Annotated in this window: 21 protein-coding genes; 16 read left to right on the top strand and 5 right to left on the bottom strand. The window is 41.4% G+C overall.

The genetic code is table 11. The features are described from left to right. Nucleotides 1-337: 337 nt before the first annotated feature. Nucleotides 338-658, top strand: a complete 321-nt coding sequence (locus tag I6N90_RS08370; RefSeq protein WP_197935078.1) for a hypothetical protein — start codon at nucleotides 338-340, stop codon at nucleotides 656-658. Nucleotides 659-1031: 373 nt separating this feature from the next. Here I6N90_RS08370 and I6N90_RS08365 read toward each other — a convergent pair whose 3' ends face one another. The 3 genes from I6N90_RS08365 to I6N90_RS08355 form a co-directional block, all read right to left on the bottom strand. After that, the gene (locus tag I6N90_RS08365) at nucleotides 1032-2966 is read right to left on the bottom strand and encodes a glycosyl hydrolase family 18 protein (RefSeq protein ID WP_332262428.1); all 1935 of its coding nucleotides are present in this window, start codon (nucleotides 2964-2966) and stop codon (nucleotides 1032-1034) included. 167 nt (nucleotides 2967-3133) lie between these two features. Next, nucleotides 3134-3424, bottom strand: a complete 291-nt coding sequence (locus I6N90_RS08360; RefSeq protein ID WP_442950957.1) for a YxcD family protein — start codon at nucleotides 3422-3424, stop codon at nucleotides 3134-3136. After that, nucleotides 3424-3834 (bottom strand): hypothetical protein, encoded by a 411-nt coding sequence (locus I6N90_RS08355; protein ID WP_197935075.1) that lies wholly within the window; start codon nucleotides 3832-3834, stop codon nucleotides 3424-3426. The genes I6N90_RS08360 and I6N90_RS08355 overlap by 1 nt, the downstream gene beginning before the upstream one ends. A gap of 128 nt (nucleotides 3835-3962) precedes the next feature. On the opposite strand from I6N90_RS08355, the gene I6N90_RS08350 reads away from it, so the two are divergent. Continuing rightward, the gene (locus I6N90_RS08350) at nucleotides 3963-4493 is read left to right on the top strand and encodes a DUF309 domain-containing protein (protein WP_197935074.1); all 531 of its coding nucleotides are present in this window, start codon (nucleotides 3963-3965) and stop codon (nucleotides 4491-4493) included. Between the two features lie 18 nt (nucleotides 4494-4511). On the opposite strand, the gene I6N90_RS08345 is transcribed toward I6N90_RS08350, so the two are convergent. After that, nucleotides 4512-5066, bottom strand: a complete 555-nt coding sequence (locus I6N90_RS08345; protein WP_197935073.1) for a beta-class carbonic anhydrase — start codon at nucleotides 5064-5066, stop codon at nucleotides 4512-4514. 27 nt (nucleotides 5067-5093) lie between these two features. Next, complete coding sequence (locus I6N90_RS08340; protein ID WP_232242784.1) at nucleotides 5094-5417, bottom strand: iron-sulfur cluster biosynthesis family protein; 324 nt, start codon at nucleotides 5415-5417, stop codon at nucleotides 5094-5096. A 123-nt stretch (nucleotides 5418-5540) separates the two neighbouring features. Between I6N90_RS08340 and I6N90_RS08335 the strand changes: the two genes are divergently transcribed. The 14 genes from I6N90_RS08335 (at nucleotide 5541) to hfq (ending at nucleotide 21119) form a co-directional block, all read left to right on the top strand. After that, nucleotides 5541-7055 carry a carboxypeptidase M32 gene (locus I6N90_RS08335; protein ID WP_197935071.1) on the top strand — a complete coding sequence of 505 codons (1515 nt, stop codon included), beginning with the start codon at nucleotides 5541-5543 and terminating at the stop codon, nucleotides 7053-7055. Between the two features lie 211 nt (nucleotides 7056-7266). Then, nucleotides 7267-7440: a hypothetical protein gene (locus I6N90_RS08330; RefSeq protein WP_197935070.1), complete on the top strand. Its 174-nt coding sequence runs from the start codon at nucleotides 7267-7269 to the stop codon at nucleotides 7438-7440. A gap of 118 nt (nucleotides 7441-7558) precedes the next feature. Then, complete coding sequence (locus tag I6N90_RS08325) at nucleotides 7559-7891, top strand: hypothetical protein (protein WP_197935069.1); 333 nt, start codon at nucleotides 7559-7561, stop codon at nucleotides 7889-7891. A 150-nt stretch (nucleotides 7892-8041) separates the two neighbouring features. Continuing rightward, nucleotides 8042-9055 (top strand): ABC transporter substrate-binding protein, encoded by a 1014-nt coding sequence (locus tag I6N90_RS08320; RefSeq protein WP_197935068.1) that lies wholly within the window; start codon nucleotides 8042-8044, stop codon nucleotides 9053-9055. Nucleotides 9056-9082: 27 nt separating this feature from the next. Next, complete coding sequence (locus tag I6N90_RS08315; protein ID WP_197935067.1) at nucleotides 9083-9877, top strand: ABC transporter ATP-binding protein; 795 nt, start codon at nucleotides 9083-9085, stop codon at nucleotides 9875-9877. Then, nucleotides 9870-10727: an ABC transporter permease gene (locus tag I6N90_RS08310; protein WP_197935066.1), complete on the top strand. Its 858-nt coding sequence runs from the start codon at nucleotides 9870-9872 to the stop codon at nucleotides 10725-10727. The genes I6N90_RS08315 and I6N90_RS08310 overlap by 8 nt, the downstream gene beginning before the upstream one ends. Nucleotides 10728-10767: 40 nt before the next feature. Continuing rightward, a complete protein-coding gene (locus tag I6N90_RS08305) occupies nucleotides 10768-11736 on the top strand; it encodes an aromatic acid exporter family protein (protein ID WP_197935065.1) in 969 nt (322 codons plus the stop codon). A 213-nt stretch (nucleotides 11737-11949) separates the two neighbouring features. Further along, the gene (locus I6N90_RS08300; RefSeq protein ID WP_197935064.1) at nucleotides 11950-12519 is read left to right on the top strand and encodes an outer spore coat protein CotE; all 570 of its coding nucleotides are present in this window, start codon (nucleotides 11950-11952) and stop codon (nucleotides 12517-12519) included. Nucleotides 12520-12657: 138 nt separating this feature from the next. Continuing rightward, nucleotides 12658-14124 carry a putative amidoligase domain-containing protein gene (locus I6N90_RS08295; RefSeq protein WP_197935063.1) on the top strand — a complete coding sequence of 489 codons (1467 nt, stop codon included), beginning with the start codon at nucleotides 12658-12660 and terminating at the stop codon, nucleotides 14122-14124. Nucleotides 14125-14259: 135 nt separating this feature from the next. After that, a complete protein-coding gene (gene mutS / locus I6N90_RS08290) occupies nucleotides 14260-16974 on the top strand; it encodes a DNA mismatch repair protein MutS (RefSeq protein ID WP_197935062.1) in 2715 nt (904 codons plus the stop codon). A 30-nt stretch (nucleotides 16975-17004) separates the two neighbouring features. After that, nucleotides 17005-19074, top strand: coding sequence for a DNA mismatch repair endonuclease MutL (gene mutL, locus I6N90_RS08285; protein WP_197935061.1), 2070 nt, complete (start codon nucleotides 17005-17007; stop codon nucleotides 19072-19074). After that, the gene (locus I6N90_RS08280; protein ID WP_332262427.1) at nucleotides 18996-19850 is read left to right on the top strand and encodes a class I SAM-dependent methyltransferase; all 855 of its coding nucleotides are present in this window, start codon (nucleotides 18996-18998) and stop codon (nucleotides 19848-19850) included. Before mutL ends, I6N90_RS08280 begins: the two co-directional genes overlap by 79 nt. Continuing rightward, nucleotides 19840-20856 (top strand): tRNA (adenosine(37)-N6)-dimethylallyltransferase MiaA, encoded by a 1017-nt coding sequence (miaA, locus tag I6N90_RS08275; RefSeq protein WP_197935059.1) that lies wholly within the window; start codon nucleotides 19840-19842, stop codon nucleotides 20854-20856. The genes I6N90_RS08280 and miaA overlap by 11 nt, the downstream gene beginning before the upstream one ends. Nucleotides 20857-20873: 17 nt before the next feature. After that, complete coding sequence (hfq, locus tag I6N90_RS08270) at nucleotides 20874-21119, top strand: RNA chaperone Hfq (protein WP_197935058.1); 246 nt, start codon at nucleotides 20874-20876, stop codon at nucleotides 21117-21119. Nucleotides 21120-21125 lie beyond the last annotated feature (6 nt).

Here is a 21125-nt window from a genome sequence, read left to right as displayed (position 1 = left end):
GGTTAAAAATGTATATAATTATATTCGCTATATGGGTAGTGACACAACGTTTCGATACATAAGTACGTAATTAGAGAAGATTTGAAGATCATTATTTTATAATCATGTAGCGGGTAGTGATGAAATAGAGCGAATACTGTCAAAATAGTAATTTGTTTTGTTAGATTTGTCACTCTAGATAATTTAACGTTAAAATTGACTTTCATACGAAAATATTATAAATTATAGGAGAGTCAATTTACATATAATAGGCAGTTAAGCGATTTCATATTTCAATATTTTGTATACGGGCAATGCCCTGTACTTATAAAAAATTCATTTTCCAGGAGGAATTCTCATGTTTGGAGTAAACCCATTTGGCAATCAAAAAGCAGCACGTACAGGTGATCAAATCGATGCACAAGTAACTGCAGCACGGGGTCTTTTGAACCAAGCGGTTATGGCTGCTAACAACTTTGACAATATCGAACTTCAGATGTCACAAATTTCGCAAATGCTACAACAATCACAAGATCCAGGTCTTGCAATGGTTGCAATGCAGTTTAACATGCTTCAAGGTCAAGTTGACAATACACAAAAACAAATCCAAGCGTCACTTCAACAACTAACTCCTATTCTTCAAGAGATTGACAATCTTACTAATAAAATTCAAAACTAATTATAAGTATTTATTTTACAACGAGTGTGGAAGAGACCAAGAACCATTTAACATGGATCTAGCTCTTTGGCACTCGTTTTTTCATTTTTATAAATTAAAGTGATCAACATGATGTAGTGAACTCTATATAGGTAGTATGGTTATGGAGTAGAGAATGGGTCACCGGGAAGTGCTGGAGAATTGATTCGCAATGGAACCTCAATTCACCTGATTTGGTTATTATAAATAATGAATATTCTCTTGTTTTAATTAAGTCATATTTCTCACAAATCTTACTTGTAACATATGAAGTCAGTATTCTTTTATTTACAATATATTTTTTTAAAAAAGAAAACCCCTTCCATCACCAGAAGGTAACGAAAGGGGGAGGTCGTTATTTAGCTTGAAGAATTTTCGTCCAGAGCTCCGCATCCTCATATCCAAGGCGCCAAGCAGCAATTCCTGCTAAATCATATTTTTTAGCTAATTTAATTCGGGCTAATACAGTATCATGGGTTTCTGCCCAAAATACATGCGTGTAGCCGTCTTTTTGATAGGAATACTTATATTGTCCTGCTTCTGCATCAAATGTACTTACTGCTTTTGTATCAGCAATTAGCTTAGGCAAATCTTTCATAAGAAGTGCGCGATTATCTACAAGCTTACCACTTGTGTCGATACGCCATTCTCTGACGTAGAAGGGGATACCTAACATAATTTTGTTTCTAGGTATACCATAATCTAAATACTGCTTAATACCTTCTTCAACCCACTTCAGGCCTGCGACAGAACCAGCTTTGTCGCCGCCTTTCCAATGTTCGTCATATGCCATAATGATAACCGTGTCTACGATAGAACCTATAGCCTTATGGTCATAAGCAGTAAGGTGGTTCCAGCTTACACTACCGCGTGGCAAATCTATCGAAACTTTAAGTTTTTTGACATGTGCAGCGGCTGTCAATTTTTTAACGAAGTCGGTATATGCAGCTCGATCTGCACCAGCTACCTCTTCAAAATCAATATTGAGTCCATATACACCAAGTTCGACTAAGCGATTTACAAGTGTGGTGATGAACTTCGTTTTTGCTTGCTCATTTTTCAAAAATTCAGTTGTCATCTTACGATTAAATCCGTTGTGAAGAAGCGGGGTAACTAATATCCCTTTATCCTTAAGCGTCTTTACAATGGATGGGTCGGACATGTCTTTAAGTGATCCATCTGCTGCTGTTAACTCAAACCAACTTGGAGAATCGATGGACAAACCTTGTGTGTTCGAGACATGACTTAAAATCGTTGATGTATTGCTGCTGCCGTTCCAACCAAGAATTTGTAACACTTTCACATTGCTCCAAAGCGATCTACCATCAATCGTTTGAATCGAGCTGTTTGCAAAACTTTTAGCGTAAGTTAGTGCAGGGGCTAATGTATGGAACGTTTTGATCTTTTTGTCACCTTGAAAAACGTTAAGATAAGGCATGCTTGACCATAATATTCCGCCATCTTTAACGATTTCAGTATTAGCCAACGTTTTCGCTAATTTAACTGCGCTGTCTAGTCCGACAAATGACTTAACAAGTTTTCCATTTTGTTTCACTTCGAACGAAGGGACATTAGAATGTACGACTTGGTTGCTTGCTGTGTTGACGACTTTACTGTTTGCAATTTTTTCCGAAGCTGAGATCGCATTTTTTAGAAATGAATACGGCTTCGTGTTCGGTGCTGGCTGATCATTGACTGTTAATTGATAAACTGCTTTTGCAGAACTTTGGGCTTTAATTTGAGCAGCGGTTAGGTTATCCCAAACCCATTTGTTCGTATTCAGATCAATGATGTGGGCGTTGCCCCACTTTTTTGCTTCCTTTTTTGCATCGTCGAGTGTTAGGAAAGACCACTTTGCTTGAGTCTTATCACCTTGAAATAGTTGAAACTTCGGGAATGAAGCATACTTCCAACCGACCGTATTCAAATCACGTATATGCACATTTGTTAGCGTTTTAGCAACTTTTAAAGCTTCTTCATATGTACGAAAATCTAATTTCGAGTTTGATGTTCCATTTTGATAAACTTTAAATTTCGGGAAGTTATCCCAAAGCCACTTCCGATCAGAAATGTGTTCGACATGGCTGTAGCTAAATTGTTTGGCATAATAGATGGCATCTGCTTCTTTTACAAATTCTTTAATTGCTTTGTCGTTTTGGTAGACACGGTATTTTGTCATACCTCCAGAAGCAGCATTGCTCACTTGTGCAGCAGGTGCTATTAGGGTTTGTACTAGCATAAATAACGCGACTATTAAACTAATTTTTTTAACCATACGATTTCCTATCACTCTCCTCTAGTAAACTACTCTATTAGACGTAATAAGGAGGGAGGTAGTTGCTCAAAATAGTTATGTAAATAGTGGTAATTGATATAAATGCAAAAAAAAGCACTCAGTAACAACTTACCCTAGGGGGAAATTGAACTGAATGCTCAATACCAACAATATCGTTGAAGTTAACCGGAAATTTCTGCCCAAAACTCGCCTTCATCTTCATTAAGACCAAGTCTAATGTCGGAGCGGAATACACGGCGATTATAATACGAGAACATATATTGTTCGATTGCTTCCAATAGATTGGATTCAATCAAGTACTGGCTACGGCCTGATACCCACAATTCTGCAGTATAACCATATTCTTCGTCCCATGAAAGCTGTACTTCAACATCGGTAGGTTGGACGCCACGGCGCTCAGCGATGTGAATACAAACCGCATTTATAATTTCATCTGTAAAGATTCTCACGATTAGTAAGGTCTCCGCTCATCTGGAGTGTTTTTCTTTTTGCTACGCAAGTACACGAAAGCAACTCGAATTAGCATAATAATCGCAAAGATCGCAAGCAGGTTAATCATCAATCCCATAATTTGTCCAAAAGCTCCTGCACCAAACATGCTTCCGAACAACAAACCAGCAAGACCACCAATCATAAGGCCTTTCATTAAGCTGCTACCACCGTACAAACCAGGTTTCTTAGCAGTTGTGCCTGTTTTAGTGCCTGGGTTTGATTGAGTAGCACCATCGGATTTCTTAGGTGTTTGAGTGAAGCTTTGCTTAGGTGATTTAACGCCACCGCCGCGTTTAGCGTCTACAACTTGTCCAAATCCAAGTGCAAAGAACAGTGTCAACGCCATCATTACGAGTAATCCTTTTTTCATCTGAATCTTTCTCCTTCTGCTTTGTCTTTTGAAGCGAAAAATTGCTATCGTCCTCTAATACGGATAAACTAAATGGAGGTTTCAAAATAATTTATTCTACTAATAATCTGCTATTATCGGAGGTAGACATGAGCCAATACCCTAATCCTTATGTTACCTATTTGGTCGAATTTCATGCAACCAGAGATTATTTCGAGTGCCACGAATTGCTTGAAGAGTATTGGAAAGAAAACCCTAACGATGGACTCGGACACATTTGGGTTGGGCTAATCCAACTTGCTGTTGGTCTTTATCATGAACGGCGTGGTAACCTGCGAGGTGCGATGAAGATGTACGATCAATCATTTTCACGATTGAATGAAGCTGAACTATCATTACTTGGTATAAATGGACAACATTTAATAAGTGAGCTTGAAAATAGACGGAAAAATGTTAATCATTTAACTGATCAATACGTAGATGTGAATATGATACTGATAGATGAAGAGCTGCGCGAACTATGTGAGAAACAGTGTGATGAACGGAATGTTGCGTGGGGCACTCCAAGTGATCGAGAAAATGAAGCAATTATTCATCGTCATACATTAAGGGATCGATCAGAAGTCATTGCAACTAGAGAAGAATCATTGCGGAAAAAAAGAAAAAACGGCGTCGAATGACACCGTTCCAGTATGTAATTACGCTTCGTCAATAAGCTCAAGCGCACCTGTTTCAGGATCGATAATTAATCCATGGATTAGAATATCTCTTGGTAAAAGCGGATGATTACGAATGATGCTAACACTGTTTACAACGCTATCTCTAACACTGTCAAAGCCAGTAAGCCATCTCATTAGATTAACACCGGAATGTTTAAGTGTTTCAATCGTTTGATCAGGAACGCCACGTTCTTTCATATGCTGGATAATCTCTTGTGGATTAAGACCAGTCATCCCGCAATTATGATGCCCGATGACGAATACTTCATCAGCTTGCAGTTCATAAAGCGCCACTAGCACACTTCGCATAATGTTGCCGAACGGTTGTGTAATGATGCCGCCAGCCGTTTTAATAATTTTGGCGTCACCATTTTTTAAATTCATTGATTTAGGTAACAATTCAGTAAGACGTGTATCCATACATGTAAGAATGACCATTCGTTTATCAGGGAACTTACTAGTAGCATATTGCTCGTATTCTCTTGTTTCTACAAAGTTCTTATTATACGATAATATAACGTCGATATTTTTCAAAATCGTTCCTCCTGTTATCAACTGGGATTACGGTATGAATCGAAGATTATTAGTATAAATTTGATTATCACTTTTTAAGATGAAACTGCTTCTTGCTGGGTCATAATCAATACGTAAATGAGGATCATAAAAAACTTCGTGTCTCGGTTCATAAAGAAATGAGAAGGGGTCACCATTTGATTCTTGATCATCCACAGTTGTTTCTTGGATAAGAGTTAGAACGGGAACTCCGCTCACAACGCAACCACAGCCCTCTATATCATGGAGTAGTTTAAGTTGTTTACTGCCATCAGTTAAGTAAGGTGTTAATTTGCTAACTGCTGCAGGGGAAAAGGTAATATGCATCATCATGCCTCACTTTCTTGTGTTGCGATAGCCGGTCGCGTAGGTTTAAGATGATTATAAGGAGTACATTCCTTAAGAGCAAGAAAAATACGAAGAAAAATGAGTCATATTTGAAAGGTGGAACTACTAATGGCAGGCCAAAAAACAGAAGTTTTAAATAAGTTCAAAGAAACGATACATAAAATTACGAGTTATAATGAAGCGTTAGGCGTTTTATATTGGGATTTGCGTACAGGTGCACCTAAAAAGGGTATGGATCATCGTTCAGAAGTTATAGGTTCTTTATCTGGCGATATGTTCAAGCTTTCAACCTCACCTGAACTAGGCGAATGGCTATCAGAATTAGAACAAAAAGAAACTTATGCAGAGCTTTCTGAAATTGATCAGCGACTAGTATTGGAAACGCGTAAGGACTATGACCGTAGCGTAAAAATTCCGCCGAAGTTATATCAAGAATATGTAGTGCTCTCTTCACAATCGGAATCGAAATGGGAAGAAGCGAAGGAAGCAAACGATTATGCGAGCTTCCAGCCATATTTAGAGAAAGTCATTGACTATACGAATCAATTTATTGATTTGTGGGGCGCTAAAGAAACGAGATATGATACGCTTATTGATCAGTATGAACCGGGCATGACTGTAGCACAGCTTGATGGGATCTTTGGTGGCCTTCGTTCACAGCTAGTTCCATTAGCTGCAGCAATTGCTGCTTCGCCACATCAGCCTGATACAACATTTCTTAAACAAAAATTCGATAAGTCTGCTCAGAAAGAGTTTGGGTTATACATTCTGAATCAGATGGGTTACGATTTCGAATCAGGTAGACTCGATGAAAGCGCACATCCATTTGCTACGGGACTGAATCCTGGTGACGTTCGTATAACGACGCGCTATCAGGAGGAAGATGTAACGAATGCACTATTTGGAACAATTCATGAGGGTGGTCACGCTCTTTACGAACAAAATATTATGAAGTCGCTCATCGGTACGACGCTTTGTACGGGTACATCGATGGGTATTCATGAGTCGCAATCACTTTTCTGGGAAAACATTATTGGTCGCAGCCGTCCATTCTGGAATGCCTACTACGGTGAACTGCAAAAGAAATTCCCAGGGCAGCTTGATGTTTCAGTAGATCAATTCTATAGAGGCAACAACATTGTACAGCCATCGTTAATTCGAATTGAAGCAGATGAATTAACGTACAGTCTGCATATTATTATCCGTTATGAAATGGAGAAACTTATCTTTAATGGCGGAGCAAAAGCAGCTGATCTACCAGCTATCTGGAACGAAAAATATAAAGAGTATTTGGGAATAACGCCACCAAATGATGCTAAAGGTATTTTACAGGATGTACACTGGTCGGGCGGGGCGTTTGGATATTTCCCTTCCTATTCACTCGGATATATGTATGCTGCACAGCTCGCTGATACAATGGAACGCGAAATCGATGGCATGTGGTCACTTGTAGGTGGAGGCAACTTACTACCAATCAAGGAATGGTTATCTGATCGCATCCATAAATACGGTAAAATGCGCACGCCATCCGAGTTAATTCAAAATGTTACAGGTAAGCCGCTTGATCCTCAGCATTTAGTTACTTATTTGACGAAAAAATATACCGATATTTATAAACTGTAAATAACAAATAGGACTGGATAACATTCGTTGAAAAAACGAGCGTAAATCCAGTCTTATTTTTCGTTAAAGCTATCGATATTAAATCATATTTTTATTTTTGAACGTTAGGAGTAAATGAATTGGTTGAAAAAAACCGATAGGGTTAGGTTCACTTTCATTAGTACTTCTAGTACTTGGATTTATATTTTATTATAAATTCCCAAATGATTTTATGTTCAATAAAGTAATCATTGTTGCATTCATCTTTTGGATTCCAGCAATAGGTCTTGCAAAAAAATACCCGAATGACTTTGGGGCGAAGGCAAGTAATATAATCATTTCATTATTAATTTTCTTATTTATAATCACATCCATTATTGGTGTACTTATGTATCTGATTGGATAATTAAACATTAGCTTGGAACGAAGGAACTCGATCGGATTCTATCCATTCTTCATTTTCGTTGAAGATATTGTTATAATATGGTTATAATGATTGAGCTTGGTTGTAGGGAGTGAGTTAATTGACTGAGAAGAAGCAGATTGGATATGGTTCACTATCATTAGTACTGCTAGTGCTGGGCTTTATGTTCAACTATAAATTCTCAAATGATTTTATAGTCAGTTATTCTATCTTTCATGCTTTGCAATTGGATATTTATTCAAAGGGTGACGAAGGAATACATTATCCTGTACTTGCTTCAATCTTATTTTGGATTCCAGCTTTAGTCGTTGCAAAAAAATACCCGAATGATTTTGGAGCAAAGCTTAGTCAGTTATTTGCAACGATGCTGACTTTCTTATATACAATTGCAGTCGTTTTGGCGCTCGCATACTATTTTTTAGATCATTATTAATTTGCTCGAAACAAAGAAATTTGTTTCGGGCTTTTTTATGTCTTCTTTTATTATTAATGCCATTAAACAGTATCGATTTTTCACCGACGAGCTAGCTTTTGCATAGGCTGATGTACATCTATTTTTGCCTATTGGCAGGAGGTATCGAATATGAGCAAACGAATGTTTGGAACGTTGCTTCTAGTTGTTCTTCTAGTAGTAACGGCTTCACTTGCTGGCTGTGGTAAGGGCAGTTCGGACAAAAAGGTCATTCGAATCGGAGAAGTGACGAGATCTTTATTTTATGCTCCACAGTATGTAGCAATTGAAAAGGGGTTCTTCGAAGAAGAAGGATTGAAGATTGAAGTATCGACAACTCCGGGCGGCGACAAAACAATGACTGCATTGCTTTCGGGTGTCATTGATGTTGCTCTAGTTGGATCTGAGACATCGATCTATGTATACCAACAGGGAGCAGATGACCCAATTATTAACTTTGCTCAACTTACACAAACAGATGGTACCTTCCTTGTAGCTAGAGAGAAAGTGGATCAATTCGATTGGAACTCTCTAAAAGGTAAAACTTTTCTTGGCCAAAGAAAAGGCGGCATGCCACAGATGGCTGGTGAATTTGCTCTGAAGAAGCATGGAATAGATCCACATGCGGATATGGAATTGATTCAAAATGTAGATTTTGCAAACATTGCTCCTGCCTTTTCATCAGGAACTGGAGATTACGTTCAATTATTCGAACCGACAGCATCGATTTTTGAAAAAGAAGGCAGAGGTCACGTTGTTGCATCGTTTGGAACGGAAAGCGGCCACTTGCCATATACCGTATTTATGACGAAAAAAAGTTTTATGGACAAAAATGAAAAGTCTGTTCAAGCATTCACGAATGCGATACACAAAGCACAACTGTGGGTAGCTGATAACGATGCAAAAACGATTGCAGACGTAGTATTGCCATATTTCAAAAATGTTGATCCAGACATTTTAACTAGCTCCATTGATCGTTACAAAGGGCAAGGTTCTTTCGCAACTGATCCGATTGTAGACGAATCGGAATGGAATAACCTACTTGATGTTATTACATCTGCGGGCGAACTTAAGGAAAGAACAGAGCATGACGTCCTTGTTAACACAATTTTTGCCCAGAAAGCGATTACTCAGGTTAAAAAGTAATAGCTCAAAATGTGAGGGGGCAATGAAATGACGCAGATACCGGTACTGGAACTGCAGCGGCTCTCACATGTCTATGTGAATGATAAAGGAGCTTCGCTTGCTGTAGAAGGAATCGATCTTGCTATTGCTAGAGGAGAGTTTATAAGCTTGGTTGGACCAAGCGGATGTGGAAAAACGACCATACTTAGTCTTCTTGCAGGATTGTTCCCGCCTACAAGCGGAAAGGTGTTGTTAAATGGCAACCAAGTAAATGGACCTTCAGAGAAAGTAGGCTATATGCTTCAGCAAGATTATTTGTTCCCATGGCGGACAATTCGAGATAATGCTGCAGTTGGATTAGAAATTAACGGAACTAGATCTAAAGTTACGATGAAGGCCGTTGAAGAATGGCTTGTGGAGCTTGGGTTAGAAGGTTCAAGTGAAAAATATCCACATGAATTGTCCGGCGGTATGCGACAACGTGTCGCGTTAGCGAGAACACTTGTAACAGAACCTGAAGTTCTACTGCTTGACGAGCCATTCTCGGCACTGGATCTTCATATTAAGTTACAGCTTGAAGATCTTGTTGTTCGAACACTTCAGCGACTTGGTAAAACAGCTGTACTCGTTACGCATGATCTCGCAGAAGCGGTTGCGATGAGCGATCGCGTTATCGTACTCGGCCGTAATCCCGGACATATTCGCTCTGAATTTATAGTGCCAGAAGAGATTAGAGCTGTAAGTCCGATGACGGCGCGTAAACTTTCACGTTTTCAATCCGTGTTCGAGGAGCTTTGGGCAGAGTTAGATGCTGTAGATGAAGGAGGCGACTCTAATGAATGATGACAGAGTTGTTTCGAACATCTCTGGTGTTCAAGACGATAGAAAAGAACTAATGAATCAATTGTATACTCGGCATAAGCGTAAAATGCGTAGAGTCTCAGGCGCTGTTTCCATTACTCAACTTACATTGTTGATGTTATTCATAGGTCTATGGGAAGTGGCTGGGCGAAGTAAATGGGTTGATCCATTACTTTTTAGTTATCCAAGTAAGATGTTTCGTCTCTTATGGGAAATGATGAGTGACGGATCTCTGTGGCCGCATGTAGGTGCGACAGTGACAGAAACGATAGTAGGATTTGCATTAGGGACTATCATTGGAACGGCAATCGCAGCAGCGTTATGGTGGTTCCCGTTTCTTTCACGAGTGTTCGACCCCTATTTGGTCGTCTTAAATAGTATGCCCAAAGTTGCGCTTGGTCCAATTTTCATCGTTGGTCTTGGCCCCGGATTTATGTCTATCGTTGCTATCACATTGTCAGTAACCGTTATTATTACGACGATTAATATTTACAATCAATTTCGCGAAATTGACAGTGGTTATATAAAAGTAGTCCGGTTGTTTGGAGCTTCTCGTATGCAACTTTTCAGACTTGTCATATTACCAGGTTCATTTCCTGTTATTATAGCAACACTTAAAGTGAATGTTGGCCTTGCATGGGTAGGTGTAATTGTAGGCGAATTTCTAGTGGCGAAGGTAGGACTTGGTTATCAAATTATTTATGGTTTTCAAGTCTTTAACTTTACGCTTGTACTCTCCTCCCTTGTTGTCATTGGAATAGTGTCTACCATTATGTACAAACTTGTTGCCATACTAGAGCAGCGGTTGACGGAAGGTTGGCGCGAACGGTAGGATGGTAGTACACATCACATCCGATTCGAGGGCTATCAACATGGGGATACGAGTAATAAAGACGGCAGTTGCCGCAATTGCAGCTATTTATTTGGCTCTTTATTTGGGATTAGAGCCAGCACTATCAGCAGGAATGCTGGCAATACTCGGTGTAGAAGTTACACGGATGAAGGGGCTAAGAAGCGCTCTGATCCGTTTTGTTGCTTCTGTGCTGGGTCTTTTTTTCGCCTCATTCATCTTTACGTTATTTGGATTCGAATATTGGTCTGTAGCTATATTTATACTGATTACTTTCCCAGTACTTTCTCGCTTCAACTTGAAGGATGGCATTGTGACAAGTTCGGTTATCGTCTTTCATCTGTTTACTTTTGGTGAAGTTACAGTACATAACATAAGTAATGAAATCTTTTTGTTACTTGTAGGCCTTGGATGCGCTACAGCTATAAATTTTTTATACATGCCAAAGGATGAAAAAGTGATATCAACGATTCGTAATGAAACGGAGCAGTATTTTGCTACCATATTTACGGAGATGGCTAACACACTAAGAGATCCAAAACATATTTGGAATGGCAGTGAGTTATTGGATGCTCATCAAGCCATTGAAGATGGCTCAGCTCGTTCAATCAGAAACAGAGAAAATCGACCATGGGGTTATGAGACGTATTGGTCTACGTATTTCGAAATGCGTCGTCAACAACTGGATACGATCCAGCAGATGATTGCTGAACTTGCGCTCGTTTATGAAAAACTGCCGCAAGCTGAATTGATTGCTAAGCTGCTTGATCAACTTTCAAACGACGTTAAGTCTGATGTGTACCAAGGGCTTGCCGAGCAAGGGGTGTTCCAGCTCATGGTTGATTTTAGGGCGATGGATCTTCCAAAGACGAGAGATGAATTTGAACTTAGAGCTGCGCTGCTTACGCTTCTTCATGAGATTGATCGGTATTTAGCTATTGCAAAACGATTAAAGAAAAAAGCAGTATTACCTAAGAAGGGGGTCGCTTAAGACCCCTTTTTTGTGCATAAAATAACTGTTTTCATATTTTATAGATGAGCTGAATATAGATAAAGTACAGGGTGAGTGCACTAGACATACAGGGAAGTAAACGATATCAATAGGCATGTAAAATAAATTTGTGAGATTAGACACGTTTAATCAACAAACGCCTATGATCTGCATACACTTTAAATGAATGATTGTATGGAGGAGGTTAAATCAATGACTATTGCAGATAAACAGCTCCAGTGCAGAGAAATCATTACGAAAGCTGTCTGCGGAAAGGGTCGTAAGTTTTCCACTGTAACCCATACCGTTACACCGCCTCATCATCCGACCAGTATACTGGGCGCATGGATCATCAACCATCAGTATGAAGCGGTTCGTTCGGGCGACGGTATTGAGGTAATCGGTACTTACGATATCAACATTTGGTATTCGTACAACAAAAACTCGCAAACAGATGTAGCCAAAGAATCCGTACAATTCGTAGAAAATGTACCACTCTCGTATGTAGATCCTAAACATAGGTCTGCGACGGAAGAAGTTTCTGCAGAGGTGCTCCAAGAGCCAAACTGCATTGAAGCTAATATTTCTTCGAATGGTGCAAGTGTTATTGTTCGGGTGGAGCGCGAGTTCGCGGTAGAGATGATCGCCGAGACGAAAGTATGCGTAGCTGTAATTCCAGGTGGTTGCAGCGACCTGGACGACAAAGATTTAGACTTTAGCCTCGACGACGACGATGGCGATTATGAAGATCTGGACCCAGATTTACTGGATGAAGATCTGTAGCATCTCCGCTTCTGGTGCGGTTAACGTAGTATATGCCGTTCATGCGGCAAATTCGAGGGCGAAAGCCCTCCTTTTTTTTGGAAATAGTCGAAGAGTGGTTGAAAGTGATATGGGGAGAACAGAAAGAGGCGGTTGGACATGGCTTCGACGTGGCTTTGGCGAGGAAGAGATGAAGAGCTCATACGTGTGGATGTTAAAAATGAGGTAGCATCAGGAATTGTTAAAACAATTAAGCCTGCGCATTTGGCACGTTCAAATAATGATGTCTCTTTGGGTTTCATTCCCTCCATAAGTGATGCAGTCATTGTCGATCATTTAAACGTTCAAATTGATCTAAAAAAGTATGAACATATCTGGTTATTGAATAAAGGTGCTGCGTCAGCAATCAGGCTAAGTGATGAAGATAAAAGAAGGTTATGGAAACGAGCTGGACTTGGTAACAGTGAGCGGGCTCTGCTAAGTGAAAGAGTGTATTGCGTAAGCGTAGTCAATCTTGAGCCGTATTCGATCACGCGAATGGAGAGCAGTGGTTTTAGAGTAATTGAGGAGGATATACTGTCTCGAACTTCGGGAAGTATTGTGAATTTTAGCATAAATAATTGGCCGCTTGATGCGGCTCTGCGCCGTGTTGCACGTACGGCGGTAAGAGCCCTGTATACGATTGGAATCGACATTGGAGAGGCCATAATTGCCCTTGGTGGCGATGGGCGTGTCACAGTCAGAGCTGTGTGGCCGATGTTTCGTGACGCGAGTCAAGGAGCGGAGGCGATTGAGCGATTTGCTGCATGGTATGCAGCAGCGAGCGAATTATATGAGGATAGGAGTCGAATTCTAATCGGCGCCGATCCTGAATTTGTGCTGCTTATGCCGAGTGGCAAAGTTGCCCCGGCATCCCGCTTTTTTGGCGCAGGCGCATCGGGTGCGGCAGGCGCCGATGCAATGCTTGTAGGGCGACGGCTGCTCTATCCCGTCGCCGAGCTTCGGCCCGCGCCGGCCGAGTCGCCGGCCGCGCTTGCCGCGAACGTGCGGCGGCTGCTCGCGCGCGCCGCCGTCAAGATCAGCGACCCCACGCTGCGCTGGGTCGCTGGAGCTATGCCCGTGCCGGGGCTAGCGCTCGGCGGGCACATTCATATAAGCGGGGCGCCGCTAACTGGGCGCTTGCTCCGCATGCTTGATAGCTGCGTGGCATATCCGCTCGCGCTTGTAGAGGACCCCGCCGGGCGGGGGCGACGTCCAAGGTATGGTGCTCTCGGGGACTTTCGCCCGCAGCCGCATGGCGGGTTCGAGTACCGAACGCTGCCGAGCTGGCTCGTGTCTCCGGCAGCGGCCAAAGGAGCCTTCGCGCTTGCTTTGTTATGCGCGCGCGAGGCGCTACAAATAGGGCGCATACCAGCTCAAGAGGAGCGGTATGCAGAAGCGTATTATAGCGGCGATCGCACTGAGCTCGCCAGCTGTCTTGATATGATCGCGTCGGCAATCTCCGCAACAGAGAGCTACGCCGCATTAGCGGCGTACATCGAGCCGCTTTTCGAAGCCGCGCGGCGTGGCAAAACGTGGGATGAAAGTGTAGACATCCGAACGAAGTGGCGCCTGCCGATTTCTTAAAATGACAGGTTCTATTGCTATAGGTTATAGCACACATCTGTTCTGCTTGTTATAATGGAGATCTGATGTTTGCTAATTATGAGTGTTGCTTATAATGACTTACTCATTAATCTATATTTTGCAGGAGGAACGTCGATGGCCGGTTACACTCCGATGATTCAACAATATTTATCGATCAAAGAAGAAGCGAAGGACGCTTTTTTATTTTTCCGTCTCGGTGATTTTTACGAAATGTTTTTTGATGATGCAATTAATGCTTCCCGTGAACTTGAGATTACGCTAACAGGAAGAGAAGGTGGCGGAGAGGGTAAAATACCAATGTGTGGTATTCCGCATCATTCTTCTGAAAACTACATTAGCAGATTAATTGATAAAGGTTATAAGGTTGCTATCTGTGAACAAGTAGAAGATCCTGCAGCTGCGAAAGGCGTAGTTCGCCGTGAAATTGTACGTATTATTACGCCTGGGACTGTAATGGAATCGAAGTCGCTTGAGAGTCATTCAAACAACTTTATTGCGGCGACGACGCATGTAGGTGGAATGCTCGGTATTGCGGCTTGCGACTTATCTACTGGTGAATTATATGTCACCTCTTTCCCTGAGAAGCTCGAAGCGCTTATTGATGAACTTAATGTCTATTCGCCTTCCGAAGTTGTAGGAGATAGTGTGCTACTTGAAAAGATAAGCGGTTCATCTATTTGGAGCAAACAAGTGCCTCTTACCGCTCGAGAAACTATTTCTCGTGAGAAATTACTTGCGCAGTTTGATGCTGCAGAGCTTGATCGTTTAACAGATGCAAGGCTGCAAGCCGTTAGCATTTTGACTGGTTATTTGGAAGAAACACAAAAACGTTCATTATCTCATGTACGCACAATTCGTGCTTATGAGCCAAATCAGTTTATGATTTTGGATCATTATACGAGACGTAATTTGGAGCTAACAGAAACAGTACGGGATCGTAGCAAAAAAGGATCTTTGCTGTGGTTGTTAGATCGGACAGGCACTTCGATGGGAGCAAGGCTGTTACGTCGTTGGATTGATAAGCCTCTATTAAGTAGCGGTGCAATAGGGAAACGTCTTGACGCGGTAGAGTCACTCTATCGTGATTTAATTTTGCGCGAAGATATTCGCTCAGAACTACAGCCGATTTACGATTTAGAACGCCTTGTTGGAAGAGTAGCATACGGCAATGCGAATGGACGCGATCTTAATGCGCTCAAACTATCACTTCGCCGTATTCCGGCATTAAGTTTGCTTTGCACGAAATCTAATTCCGCTGTGTTGCACGAACTAGTTAATGGAATCGACGATTGCTCTGATATTGCGGACATGATTGAAACGGTAGTTGTAGAAGAACCACCAATTTCGATTCGCGAAGGTGGACTTATACAAAACGGATACGATGAATATTTGGATCAGTTAAGAGAGGCGAGCACGAATGGGAAGAAGTGGCTTGCTGAGCTAGAACGTCAAGAGCGCGAGGCAACGGGCATTAAGTCACTTAAGATCGGTTTTAACAAAGTGTTCGGATATTATTTGGAAGTTTCCAAAGCGAATATTTCTATGCTTCCAGAGGGGAGATACGAACGTAAACAAACGTTAGCGAACGCTGAACGTTATGTGACTCCTGAGCTGAAGGAAAAGGAACGTCTAATTCTTGAAGCAGAAGATAAAATGATTGACTTGGAGTATACACGATTTGTTGAGCTACGAGACCATATTGCGCTTCATTTGCATCGACTTCAGAAAGCCGCTGCAGTTATTGCTGAACTGGATGTGTATCAGTCGCTCGCAACTGTTAGTGCGGAACGTAGATATTGCAGACCACAAGTGATAGAAGGTTTTGATCTACGAGTATCTGATGGAAGACATCCGGTCGTTGAGGCTATGCTCGACGGGACTCCTTTTATTGCGAATGATACTTTGCTCACGGAAGAAAGTAATCGTATTCTACTAATTACCGGGCCGAATATGGCGGGTAAAAGTACGTATATGCGTCAAGTTGCGCTAGTTAGTGTCATGGCACAAATTGGCTGCTTCGTCCCTGCTAAAGATGCTGTAATTCCATTAATTGATCGGATCTTTACCCGTATCGGTGCGGCCGATGATTTGATTGGTGGACAGAGTACGTTTATGGTAGAAATGAAAGATATTCAGATTATGACGGAGCAAGCAACTGCTAATAGTTTGGTCATAATTGATGAATTAGGTAGAGGCACTTCGACCGGCGAAGGTATGGCTATTGCACAAGCGGTAATTGAATATGTCCATCACCACATCGGTTGTAAGGCGTTAGTTTCTACTCATTTCCATGAATTAGCACATCTTGATCAATCGTTATCTTCTTTAGCTAACTCTAGAATGGCAGTCGAAGAAAGTGGCGATGACGTTACATTTTTGCGCAAGTTGGTGGCTGGTGCTGCGAGTACGAGCTATGGTATATACTGTGCACAGCTAGCGGGGCTTCCACAATCTATTATTGGACGAGCTTACGAGCTTTTAGATAGCACTGAAGAGAGTGTTGGCAATTTAGTGAATAATGTCGAACGAAATGATTCTCGAAATGAAGTTGGAAAAGTTGAACATACAATCCCTCACTACACAGCTTCAAAAAATGAAGGTGTAATGTCTAACGTGGTTGCTGAATCTACTCCAATTGTAAGTGAAACAATCGTTCAACTATCGATGTTTGAAGAACCAGCAGCAACTTCGGAAGTTGCGAAATTTAAAAAAGCCTCTCCTAAAGCAGAACAACTAGCAGATGAGCTAAAGAAGTTAGATTTATTTAACATCACACCAATGATGGCGATGCAATGGCTAAATGAAATGAAGACCAAGTTACGTGATTAATAATAGGTAGAGAAGGGAGGCGATCCGAAAGTGGCGAAGATCAAAGTATTGGATGAACAGCTTGCGAACCAAATCGCAGCAGGTGAAGTAGTTGAACGTCCTTCGTCAGTTGTAAAAGAACTCGTCGAAAATGCGGTCGATGCTGGGAGCACGACGATTGATGTGACGATAGAAGAAGGTGGTCTAACGTTAATTAGAGTGGTGGATAATGGAGGAGGCATTGAAGCTTCTGACATTATGACCGCGTTCCAGAGGCATGCAACGAGTAAAATATCTGCGAGCAGCGATCTATTTCGAATCGCAAGTCTTGGATTTCGTGGCGAGGCACTTCCGAGTATTGCAGCCGTATCGCGTCTGCAGTGCGTTTCTGCCGATTCCAATAGTGGATTAGCTCGACGTTTGTTCATCGAAGGTGGTTCGATAACAGCTGATGAACCTTATAACGCTCCACAAGGTACGGATATGAGTGTTAGAGATTTATTTTATAACACACCTGCAAGGCTTAAATATATGAAGTCTATTCAAACCGAGCTTGGTCATATATCCGATTTTATTAACCGACTTGCTCTTGCTCATCCAGGCATTGCATTTACGTTAAAGCATAATGGAAATACATTACTTCGGACTCTTGGAACAGGTGATCGGCTACAAGTAATCGCAGCGATTTACGGTACGAGTACTGCGAAAGTGATGCTTCCAGTGTCAGCTTCTGATTCCGATTATGAATTAATGGGATATATTTCGAAACCAGAGCTTACAAGAGCGAATAGGAACGGAATTACTGTAGTCGTTAACGGACGATATATTCGATCTCATGCTGTAAATCAATCATTGTTGCAAGCTTTCCATACACTTCTTCCAATTAATCGCTATCCGCTTGCAGTATTAGAGATCGGTATGCATCCATCTCTGTTAGATGTTAACGTTCATCCTTCGAAGATGGAGGTTCGCTTCAGTAAAGAAGCAGAGCTCCGTACATTAATAGAGCGAGCAGTAAAAGAGGTTTTGAGTACACAGCGTCACATTCCTGGACCAAGTTCAGGTGGAAGGCAAGAACGTTCTAAGCCGTTATATGTTCAAGATGCGATTTCATTTCATGTCGCTGATCGAGAGCAGGGCGTACACGAGCAGGAAAGTACGACCGGATCTGACCAAAAACCAGCTAACGCATCGACATCCTATGGATCAGCAGAAAATTGTTCAACTAACCATGCACAATCTGATCAAGGTACACCAAGCAATACTCAATATGGTACTTCGACATCGAATGGAATATTCAATGATCGACGTTCATCCAATCCAACTTCATCTTACGGTTCACAAACGAATTTCCGTGAATATGTGCCTAAAGAAGCAACGGAGAAGCTTTATGCTCCCCCTACAGGCGGTAATTTATTAAGTCGTTCTTCAAATCAGAACGAAGACTGGGCTGTGAGAGAAAGCAATAAAGTGAATGATAATGTACCAGCACAAGTTGAAACATTTAATAATAATTCAGCAACTGCCGTACCTGTCTTTCCAGAACTTCATTGGATTGGCCAACACCATGGAACGTACATCGTTGCACAAGCGGAAGATGGACTCTATTTAATCGATCAACATGCTGCACATGAACGCATTAATTACGAATATTATCTTCATAAATTTGGGAATCCTGTAGCTGCAAGTCAACAATTACTCGTTCCTTTGACGCTTGAATTTACCCCAGGTGATGCTGCTCAGCTCAGAGAGTTAACGGATTTATTTGGCGAAGCGGGTGTCGAAATTGAGCCATTTGGCCCACAAACGTTCCTTGTTCGCTCATATCCACAATGGATGCCAGAGGGTGAACAACAATCGCTGCTTGAAGAGATGGCAGAGTTGCTTATTAGTGAACGTAAATCAATAAATATTACGAAGTTGAGAGAAAAAGCAGCCATTATGTGTGCTTGCAAAGCATCCATTAAAGCGAATGATCGTTTGTCACGTGAGGAAGGAGACTCATTACTAGTTCGATTATCTCAGTGCGAACAGCCTTATACATGTCCTCATGGCAGACCGATTATCGTACACCTTTCGACTTATCAACTAGAAAAAATGTTCAAGCGGGTGATGTCTTGATAATTACGACCGCTCCGAATCCATCGGAGCGAATAAATGAGCAAGCACGGAAGTTAGCAGCAGAATTATCAGCAAAAGTTATACCACGTAGAAACTTATCCATCCAAAAGTTAATAGAAATGAGCGATAATCATCGCACTATTATAGTTACGGAGAAGGAGGTTCGTTTCTACGACAATGCGAATGAACCACCTCTTTATTTTCATCCAAGTATGGCATATGTTCGCGTGAAACGACTACGACGTGGGGAAACTGATCCTTTAATCGAGTTATCCGGCTGTTGTGAAGGGGATCATGTTATTGACTGCACAGCAGGAATGGCTGCTGATTCCCTCATTTTTTCATATGCGGTGGGTGAAAGTGGCCGAGTAGATGCATTAGAAAGTGAACCGATCTTGTCCGCATTAGTACGAGAAGGACTCGCAAATTATCAAACAAGTATACCCGATGTAGATGCAGCTATGAGACGGATAAATTTATTATGTCGTAATCATGCTGGTTATTTGGAAGGTTTACCAGATAATAGTGCGGATATCGTCTACTTCGACCCGATGTTTAGACAACCGATATTGGAGTCATCAGCTATTAGTGCTTTTAGGACGATTGCAAATATGGATGCATTGAGCGCTGAAGTTGTAGAGCATGCCAAACGGGTCGCTAGAAAAACAGTTATAATTAAAGAAAATCAAAGAAGCGGCGAATTTGAACGGCTGGGCTTTAAGCGCACGCATGTCAACACGTCGAAGATTGCATATGGAGTGATACATGTTGGCTGAGCACGATGAAAGTACAGAAATAAAAGCGGAAGCATTACAAGACCGCAAACAACCTTTGCTTGTCCTTATTGGTCCAACAGCAGTTGGAAAGACAGCCCTCAGTCTCAATCTTGCAAAAACGTGGAATGCAGAAATCATCTCCGGAGATTCTATGCAAGTCTATAAAGGAATGGATATTGGAACTGCGAAAATAAAGGAAGAAGATCGGGAAGGCATCCCGCATCATCTCATTGATATATGTGAACTAGATGAAGCTTATTCGGCTGCAGATTTCCAAGCAGGAGCTTCGGATACGATTCAATCAATTGCGGCTAAAGGAAAGTTGCCGTTTATTGTTGGTGGTACAGGTCTTTATGTCGAGTCACTCTGCTATAATTATCAATTTGCTGACCAAGGTTCGGATGAACTGTTCCGTTCTGAGATGGAAACATTTGCAATAGAACATGGAGTAGAAGCGCTTCATCAGAAGTTAGCGAACATTGATCCTCCAGCAGCAGAACGACTTCACCCGAATGATCAACGCAGAGTGATTCGTGCGCTAGAAGTCTATCATATGACAGGGCAGACATTTACAGAGCAGCAGGCTGGTCAGAAAAAGGAATCACCTTATAATCTTTGCATCATTGGACTTACGATGGATCGTGCAGATCTATATCGCAGAATCGAAGAGCGGATTGATCTTATGTTGGAAGAAGGATTAGTTGCCGAAGTGGAGCGTGTGCTGCAACATAATCTACCATCTAATTCTGTACCTATGCAAGCTCTAGGCTATAAAGAAATAGCAGACTATTTACGTGGAGAATGTAGCTACGAGGCAGCTGTAGAGAGATTAAAAAGGGATACAAGAAGATTTGCAAAGCGACAATTGTCATGGTTTCGCCATATGAAAGATATTCATTGGTTCGATACTGGACAAAATTTTAACAACAATTTAACTGAAATTCATGGTATAATAGCAGGAAAGTTTCAAGATCATCTTGAATATACTTCTAATCAATCTTTTTAAGACGGGGGTTACGTCCAATGAACAAATCAATCAATATTCAAGATACGTTCCTGAATCAGTTGCGCAAGGATAACATACCGGTGACCGTTTTTTTGATGAATGGGTTTCAAATTCGAGGCGTTATCAAAGCATTTGATAATTTCACAATTATTATTGATAGTGAAGGACGTCAACAGATGGTGTACAAGCATGCTATTTCGACGTTTGTTCCACAGCGAAATGTATCGCTAATGCAAGCGGAAAATAACTCGTCTGAAGGCTAGTTAAGT

This window comes from Paenibacillus sp. GSMTC-2017 (genome assembly GCF_016019935.1).
Taxonomy (GTDB): domain Bacteria; phylum Bacillota; class Bacilli; order Paenibacillales; family Paenibacillaceae; genus Pristimantibacillus.
This window is presented reverse-complemented; position numbering and strand designations above follow the sequence as displayed.

What these genes read in the sequence shown, in the direction of transcription:
- I6N90_RS08295 (WP_197935063.1), top strand. Translation starts at nt 12,658, where the DNA reads ATGGCTTCGACGTGGCTTTGGCGAGGAAGAGATGAAGAGCTCATACGT.
- I6N90_RS08330 (WP_197935070.1), top strand. Translation starts at nt 7,267, where the DNA reads ATGTTCAATAAAGTAATCATTGTTGCATTCATCTTTTGGATTCCAGCA.
- I6N90_RS08300 (WP_197935064.1), top strand. Translation starts at nt 11,950, where the DNA reads ATGACTATTGCAGATAAACAGCTCCAGTGCAGAGAAATCATTACGAAA.
- I6N90_RS08280 (WP_332262427.1), top strand. Translation starts at nt 18,996, where the DNA reads ATGTCCTCATGGCAGACCGATTATCGTACACCTTTCGACTTATCAACT.
- I6N90_RS08305 (WP_197935065.1), top strand. Translation starts at nt 10,768, where the DNA reads ATGGGGATACGAGTAATAAAGACGGCAGTTGCCGCAATTGCAGCTATT.
- mutS (WP_197935062.1), top strand. Translation starts at nt 14,260, where the DNA reads ATGGCCGGTTACACTCCGATGATTCAACAATATTTATCGATCAAAGAA.
- miaA (WP_197935059.1), top strand. Translation starts at nt 19,840, where the DNA reads ATGTTGGCTGAGCACGATGAAAGTACAGAAATAAAAGCGGAAGCATTA.
- I6N90_RS08340 (WP_232242784.1), bottom strand. Translation starts at nt 5,417, where the DNA reads ATGATGATGCATATTACCTTTTCCCCTGCAGCAGTTAGCAAATTAACA.
- I6N90_RS08350 (WP_197935074.1), top strand. Translation starts at nt 3,963, where the DNA reads ATGAGCCAATACCCTAATCCTTATGTTACCTATTTGGTCGAATTTCAT.
- I6N90_RS08310 (WP_197935066.1), top strand. Translation starts at nt 9,870, where the DNA reads ATGAATGATGACAGAGTTGTTTCGAACATCTCTGGTGTTCAAGACGAT.
- I6N90_RS08335 (WP_197935071.1), top strand. Translation starts at nt 5,541, where the DNA reads ATGGCAGGCCAAAAAACAGAAGTTTTAAATAAGTTCAAAGAAACGATA.
- I6N90_RS08315 (WP_197935067.1), top strand. Translation starts at nt 9,083, where the DNA reads ATGACGCAGATACCGGTACTGGAACTGCAGCGGCTCTCACATGTCTAT.
- hfq (WP_197935058.1), top strand. Translation starts at nt 20,874, where the DNA reads ATGAACAAATCAATCAATATTCAAGATACGTTCCTGAATCAGTTGCGC.
- I6N90_RS08320 (WP_197935068.1), top strand. Translation starts at nt 8,042, where the DNA reads ATGAGCAAACGAATGTTTGGAACGTTGCTTCTAGTTGTTCTTCTAGTA.
- I6N90_RS08370 (WP_197935078.1), top strand. Translation starts at nt 338, where the DNA reads ATGTTTGGAGTAAACCCATTTGGCAATCAAAAAGCAGCACGTACAGGT.
- I6N90_RS08355 (WP_197935075.1), bottom strand. Translation starts at nt 3,834, where the DNA reads ATGAAAAAAGGATTACTCGTAATGATGGCGTTGACACTGTTCTTTGCA.